This window comes from uncultured Holdemanella sp. (genome assembly GCF_934772795.1).
In the GTDB taxonomy this organism is placed as follows: Bacteria; Bacillota_I; Bacilli_A; order Erysipelotrichales; family Erysipelotrichaceae; genus Holdemanella.
In genome coordinates this window covers 1-2,654 of sequence record NZ_CAKVMR010000112.1, presented here as the reverse complement: position 1 = coordinate 2,654, position 2,654 = coordinate 1, and the positions used below count along the sequence as shown (strand labels likewise).

The window sequence follows — 2,654 nt, the reverse complement described above, 5'->3', positions numbered from 1 at the left end:
TGGTAATTGTCCAATTTTAACCATAGGAGAATCATCTGTCGATACGTGCATAACAATTTCTTCATTTTTTACAATTTCTTCTCCATATTTTGCCACAAGTTCCTCGTGCGTACTTGGTCTATGAAATCCTGTCGCTACTAAAATACGAATACGTGCATCGGGTGATACACTACGAATTCTTCTTAAAAGAATAGGTGTAATAATTTTTGAAGGCACAGGACGCGTATGGTCTGAGCTAATAATGACAATATTTTTCTTGCCTTTGGCAAGTTCTTCTAAACTTTTGGATCCAATTGGATTGTTTAACGATTGTTCTACAATTTCATTTTCAGAAAGTGTATTTTTATAATCGCTTTGTCTTCCCTCTAAAACACCAGCTAAATTCTTATCTTCTAATTTGATTTTCATTTGGCCTTTATCATAAGGCACATTCATTTCAAACATTTTTATCTCTCCTTTTTTTTCAAAAACTAATATAATACGAATTGAAAATTGTGAAACCTCATTTGATGTTAACATTTGTTGTTTCACGAAGTTTGGAGTATTGTTATAATCCAAAACTGGTAAAGGAGAGCGAATATGGACAATGAATACTTATTAAATTTTTTAAAAAAGAAAAATGTGCCTATTATACAGAAAAAAAGGCACACCTATTTAGCATATTATGGGCTTGAACAACAAGATACCTATGTATTAAAAGAAGGGGTAATTAAGACAAGTATCATCCTGCATGATGGTCGTGAATTCAACATTTCTTATATCAATACACCTGATATTATTTCTTTATTAAAAGATGAAGTAAGTCAATATACATCTGCTCCATTTAATGTTCGTGTTGAAAGTGATGTGGCCACATTCTATAGAATTCCTCGAGTGTTATTTTGGAGTTATGTAAATCAAGATCAAAAACTACAAGATTATGTAAACGCATATTATCGAGAAAAATTATCGGAAGCTATTTTTCGCCAACAATGTATGATGATGAATGGAAAAACAGGTGCAATCTGCTCCTTCTTATATCAATTAATCCATTTATTTGGTCGAAAAGTAGAGGCAGGCATGCTTATTGATTTTCAAATCACAAATAATGATATCGCAGGATTTTGTGGAATTACCACTCGAAACAGTGTGAGTCGAATTCTTTGTGAGCTAAAAAAGGAAGGCGTCATTAAGATTGTAAATCAAAAAATATTAATTCTAGATATCGATTATTTAAAACAATACGTGTAATGTTAAATCTTAATCTGTCCATACATCCTTACCAAGTATTTTTTAGAAGAAGAGGTATTTAATGATGAATAGTATCACAAAAAAACTAGTATCATGCGCTTTATGCATCGCTTTAGGCGTATTACTTCCAATGGCATTTCATGTGATCCCAAATGCTGGAAGCATATTTTTACCAATGCACATTCCTGTATTAATTTGTGGATTATTTTGTGGATGGCCATATGGTTTAGCATGTGGAATTATTACACCATTTATTTCAAGCGTAATGACAGGTATGCCTCCTGCAATGATGTTGCCACAAATGATGATTGAACTTGCGGTATATGGTTTAGTAGCTGGTTTATGTACACAATATATTTCAATGAAGAATGAAATGACAAAACTATATATGAGTTTGATCATTGCGATGCTTGCAGGTAGAATTATGAATGGTTTTGTCAATACATGTATTCTTAGTACACAAGGATATACATTATCTGTATTTATGATGGCTAGCTTTATTACTTGTCTTCCAGGTATCATCCTTCAATTGATTGTCATTCCTGTTTTGGTTCGTATTTTAAATAGAATATAAACAACCAGAAAAAGTTTTAGCTTAATGACAAGAAAGACCGAATATTCAGGTTTTAATCTGACATTCGGTCTTTTTTTTCATCATTGCCTATCAAAATATTTCTTACCAGAATCTGGATAAAATAGGTTCGAATATACCCATAACCTTCCATATCAAATTCTGCCTTATTTTCAACCAGATATGATGCCAAATTCTCTTTCAGCTGTGCTTCAGGGGATCCGAATATATACCATTCCAACGGAACTTTCTTTCCACACAGTAATTTCATAGTCGTTTCTGTATAAGGTCGATCATACTTTACAGCAATTTCTCTTCTTACCTTTTCTGTTGTTTCTGTACCATATGCATGCGCATGAATGTAGTCAGGAACTTTTCTCCTTTTGATGAACTTATTATCAACCAATTAAATCTGTTTGAATACATTTTTCTGCCAACTATTTGGTAACTTTCTGTTCTTTTTTCATAGACATACGCCATTCAAAAATGAGTGGAAGATTTTTCTTTACTATAATAAAGGATACAATTGGAGAAATCATGTCTGAAATACATTCAGCCGCAAACGTGTACTGAACGGAAAAGAATACAGGGATCAGAAACAGTGCAACAAAGTAAACACCCTTTCTGAAGAAAGAAAGTGGCAATGAAATGTTTACCTGACCTAAAGCAGTCATAGAATCTACCATTTCATACTGCAGACCTAATGGAATAATAAACAGTGTTACTAGTTTTAAAGCATTCTGTGCCAGTACAACAAGCTGAGCATCTTTATTGAACAGGAAAATAAAGTACTTTCCAAATAACCATGCAATGGCAAACATCAGTACACAGTAACCAATGCACACTTTAGCAA

Annotated in this window: 4 protein-coding genes and 1 pseudogene; 2 read left to right on the top strand and 3 right to left on the bottom strand. The window is 32.8% G+C overall.

The window, feature by feature from the left end:
* On the bottom strand, positions 1–444 hold a 444-nt coding region (locus Q0F04_RS11650; RefSeq protein ID WP_295753481.1), incomplete at its 3' end, for a lactate racemase domain-containing protein.
* A gap of 135 nt (positions 445–579) precedes the next feature.
* Between Q0F04_RS11650 and Q0F04_RS11645 the strand changes: the two genes are divergently transcribed.
* Complete coding sequence (locus tag Q0F04_RS11645) at positions 580–1,230, top strand: Crp/Fnr family transcriptional regulator (RefSeq protein WP_295753479.1); 651 nt, start codon at positions 580–582, stop codon at positions 1,228–1,230.
* A 61-nt stretch (positions 1,231–1,291) separates the two neighbouring features.
* Positions 1,292–1,804 (top strand): ECF transporter S component, encoded by a 513-nt coding sequence (locus Q0F04_RS11640; RefSeq protein WP_295753478.1) that lies wholly within the window; start codon positions 1,292–1,294, stop codon positions 1,802–1,804.
* 52 nt (positions 1,805–1,856) lie between these two features.
* Here the strand turns inward: Q0F04_RS11640 and Q0F04_RS11635 are convergent, their stop codons facing one another.
* Both Q0F04_RS11635 and Q0F04_RS11630 read right to left on the bottom strand, forming a co-directional pair.
* The gene (locus Q0F04_RS11635) at positions 1,857–2,207 is read right to left on the bottom strand and encodes a hypothetical protein (protein WP_295753476.1); all 351 of its coding nucleotides are present in this window, start codon (positions 2,205–2,207) and stop codon (positions 1,857–1,859) included.
* Positions 2,208–2,238: 31 nt separating this feature from the next.
* Positions 2,239–2,654, bottom strand: a pseudogene (locus Q0F04_RS11630) (hypothetical protein); the annotation flags it as partial.

Bases quoted from the DNA above. Each gene is read 5' to 3' on its own strand.
- Q0F04_RS11640 (WP_295753478.1), top strand. From the start codon at position 1,292: ATGATGAATAGTATCACAAAAAAACTAGTATCATGCGCTTTATGCATC.
- Q0F04_RS11645 (WP_295753479.1), top strand. From the start codon at position 580: ATGGACAATGAATACTTATTAAATTTTTTAAAAAAGAAAAATGTGCCT.